Origin of the sequence: Lysinibacillus sp. NPDC097214 (genome assembly GCF_050277945.1) — a bacterium.
Lineage (GTDB): Bacteria > Bacillota > Bacilli > Bacillales_A > Planococcaceae > Lysinibacillus > Lysinibacillus xylanilyticus_B.
In genome coordinates this window covers 1-3,745 of the sequence record NZ_JBNNSS010000029.1, presented here as the reverse complement: position 1 = coordinate 3,745, position 3,745 = coordinate 1, and the positions used below count along the sequence as shown (strand labels likewise).

General features: G+C 34.7%; 3 protein-coding genes and 1 rRNA gene. All 4 read left to right on the top strand.

The genetic code is table 11. The features are described 5' to 3' along the window. The first annotated feature begins 11 nt into the window (after window positions 1–11). The 4 genes from rrf (at window position 12) to ACQKMI_RS25395 (ending at window position 3,398) form a co-directional block, all read left to right on the top strand. Window positions 12–127, top strand: a 5S ribosomal RNA gene (gene rrf / locus ACQKMI_RS25410). Window positions 128–683: 556 nt separating this feature from the next. Then, entirely contained in the window at window positions 684–1,217 is a 534-nt protein-coding gene (locus ACQKMI_RS25405; RefSeq protein ID WP_323651758.1) for a sigma-70 family RNA polymerase sigma factor, read from the top strand. Beyond that, the gene (locus tag ACQKMI_RS25400) at window positions 1,210–2,232 is read left to right on the top strand and encodes a DUF4179 domain-containing protein (protein ID WP_427493386.1); all 1,023 of its coding nucleotides are present in this window, start codon (window positions 1,210–1,212) and stop codon (window positions 2,230–2,232) included. The genes ACQKMI_RS25405 and ACQKMI_RS25400 overlap by 8 nt, the downstream gene beginning before the upstream one ends. A gap of 272 nt (window positions 2,233–2,504) precedes the next feature. Then, window positions 2,505–3,398: a patatin-like phospholipase family protein gene (locus ACQKMI_RS25395; protein WP_427417343.1), complete on the top strand. Its 894-nt coding sequence runs from the start codon at window positions 2,505–2,507 to the stop codon at window positions 3,396–3,398. Window positions 3,399–3,745: the final 347 nt, after the last annotated feature.

Genomic DNA, 3,745 nt, shown 5'->3' with positions numbered 1-3,745 from the left:
GTCGACAATAGTCTAGTGATGATGGCAAAGAGGTCACACCCGTTCCCATACCGAACACGGAAGTTAAGCTCTTTAGCGCCGATGGTAGTTGGGGGATTCCCCCTGTGAGAGTAGGACGTCGCTAGGCAATGAAAACAGTCAGCTGTGTGCTGGCTGTTTTTTTTATGGATAATTTTAATTTTTTAAATAAAACAAGAAGCTATAAATAATAGTTTCTTGTTTTTTGTATACTTAAAAGTTCATTTTACAAAAGAAAATTTAATGAATTCCTACAGAATCCCCCTCAAATAACAAGGGGGAATTCTTTTTAACGGTAATGGTAGCCTATAGAGAACTAAATCGAGAAATGATTAAAGAGAAGCAACGTTCAGGAATTAATTGGCCAAGCAAAAGGGGAAATATCGAGGAATAGGTAAAAAATATACATATAAGCATCAGGGTATGAATCCTGCCAGTGTATTACGTAAAACTGCCAATAAAACTGTAAAGGAGATATGTGCAATTACAGGAATCATTCATGAAGCGTTTTACCGTAGGCTATAACAATTGAAAATTTTCCACTTGTGGCTTCTCATTCTTCGAATCGTTTCCGTATTCCAAGTTGCAATGATGCTTATTTAATTATTTTGCAACCGATTTACTTCTTCATTCGACTTTATTGTGTAACGAAGAGGAGGATCAAAATGGATTTAGCAAAATTAGTGCAAAAAGCAAAAAAGGGTGATGATGAAGCATTTGAACAACTGATTGATTCTGTTCGACAAAAGCTGTACCGAACAGCTTATGCATACGTTAGAAACGAACAAGATGCTTTAGATATCTATCAAGAAACAATTTACACAGCCTACCTTTCAATAAAAACATTAAAGAAGCCTGAAAGTTTTTCAAGTTGGATTACAAAAATTCTAGTTTTTAAATCGATTGATTTTATTCGAAAAGAGTCCCGCCATTTTACTGCAGATAATGAGGAAATCTTTACTGAATTAATCGCTTCTGAAAATGGTGATTTTATCATGCATTCAATGGATTTGTCAGAAGCCTTTAAATTCTTAAATCCTACTGTAAAAACCATTATTGTGTTGAGGTATTACCACGATCTTTCCATTAAGGAAATTGCTACGATTATGGATTGCCCGGAAGGAACCGTGAAATCACACTTAAATAGAGCGAAAAAAGAGTTAAGACCCATTTTAAAGGAGGGCTATCTGTATGAATAAAGTCAAATTCAATCGATCTATCGACAACATAAATGTACCTGTTGAAAAGCTAAAGGCAAGGGAAAAAACGGCAATCTTTCAAGCCAAGAAAAAAAGAAAAGTAGGAAAAACAACAAAACAGTCAATCTTAGTTGCATGTGGGCTATGTATAACTTTGCTTGGTTCTGGATTTGTTTCAACAGGCATGGCAGAAGCATTATCAAATATCCCCCTGATTGGTCCAATTTATAAGGACTTTAGAGACATTGCTTCAGATAAAATCGAACACGATCAACTTACGACAGTAATTGATAAACAAGATAGTAAAAATGGCTTAACAATGACTGTAAAAGAAGCAGCTTATGATGGCAGCCGGTTAATCGTAACAGTAGTTTACACAGGAGAAAAAGAACTTTCGATGGCAGAAGAAATTGTCGGCTTTAATTATATAACAATTAATGGACAACCAGTTAAACCAGCGATTGGTTCAATAGGGCAAGATGACATAAACTCGAAAACAATAATTGAACATCATCAATATACCTTTTCTAATTATAATGAATATGGCGATGAAATTGAGATTGCCGTCCATGGAGAAGATTTATTTGGCTATGAGGGCAAGTTGAAGGTGTCTTTCCCAATTAAAAAAATAAAAGGTGATGTATTTGAGTTTTATCCGGAAGTTACAACTAAAACGGTTGATGAAGTTTATGCGTTAACGGCCGACAAAGTAACATTTTCATCTCTATCAACAAGAATAGACCTAAAGGTTGATTACCCAGCTGAAATGGATGAAAACGATAGTTGGCCTTGGTTTGATTTTTCTGTAGTCGATGATAATGGTCATGTATATGATAAACTGAAACTCCAAGCAGGCATGGCTGGGAACTATGGTCACCATATGGTACTGACTTTGCCTCCAATGGATACGATACCAAAATCATTTACACTCAAGCCAAGTCATACAAACAATGAGGGCTTTAGTGAAGAGATAAATGAAATGGAATTGGTCGTTCCTTTAAATAAAAGTAATTAATGACCTCGTTTGTTTCGTTTACTCATATCGTGGAAGTATCTAAATTGGACATCGAATTTTATTAAAAGCCACGTAAAAAGCCGAATTCCATAGCCATTGGAATTCGGCTTTTTATATTAAATTTTCTTAGAGTTGTAAATCCGCACTTGCCTGATGCTACCCCTATATGAAGACATATTCCTTCTGAATTCGACATAAACCTGCATTTTTAGTTCTAATTGTTGTTACTAATTCTTATAATGTGAAGATTACTTGAAAAAGGAGAGGGAATTTTGTGGATTGATGGTGTTTTTTCTGGTGGCGGTTTGAAGGGGTTTGCACTTGTTGGGGCGTATCAAGTACTAGAAGCTGAAAATTTTCGCTTTAAACGAGTAGCTGGAACGAGTGCCGGGGCCATATTAGCTGCTTTTATTGCTGCAGGATATAGCGGAAAAGAAATCCAGACTATGTTAGAAGAGTTGGATGTACCTTCATTATTAGATCCAAGGAAAACAATCTTACCATTCCCGTTTATGAAGTGGGTTAATGTTTATCACCATTTAGGTTTATATAAAGGAAAAGCATTAGAAAAATGGTTTTTCCGGAAATTAGCAGCAAAAGGTGTTTACACATTCGGAGATTTACCTAGAGATTCATTAAAGCTAGTGGCCTCAGATTTAACAAATGGCAGAATGATAGTGTTACCGGATGATTTACAAAAGTATCATATTGATGCGGAAAATTTTTCGGTTGCCAGTGCTTTACGTATGAGTTGTGGTATACCATTTTTCTTTGAACCCGTTACATTAAAAACAGGAAAAGGAGATTCAGTTATTGTAGATGGCGGTGTATTGAGTAATTTTCCGTTATGGGTATTTGATGATAGAGAAGGACGTAAAGTGCGACCAATTATAGGGCTTAAATTGAGTAGACGTAGAGAAGAGCAACACCCACATGAAATTAAAAATGGATTAAATTTATTTGAAGCTTTATTTTCTACTATGAAAGATGCTCATGATGAAAGATATATTTCAAGACGGCATGAAAGAGATATTATTTTCATTCCTGTCGATGATTATAGCGCCACACAATTTGATTTAGATGAAGAGACGAAAGAAACGCTTTTAGAAATTGGAAGAAACCGTACTATTCAATTTTTAAAAGCATGGCCAAGATTTAAGTTATAAAACTATTAAAAAAATGAATAAAACTATTGACGCTCTATGAAGTAGGTGATATTATATAAAAGTTGCTGATGAACATGCAACTAGAACAATATAAAAAAAATAACTGTTTGACATTATGTGTGAAACATGTTATTATATAAAAGTTAGCTCTTAACAAAGAGATGATGATTGTAAATGAACCTTGAAAACTGAACAAGCAAAACGTAATCAATAAAGTTTTTAGTAACTAACCTTGAGTTGGTGAACGAAACAAAAATTTTGGACATCAAACATGATGCCAGCAAAACAATTTGAGCTAATCAAATTTCTTTTTATGGAGAGTTTGATCCTGGCTCAGGACGAACGCT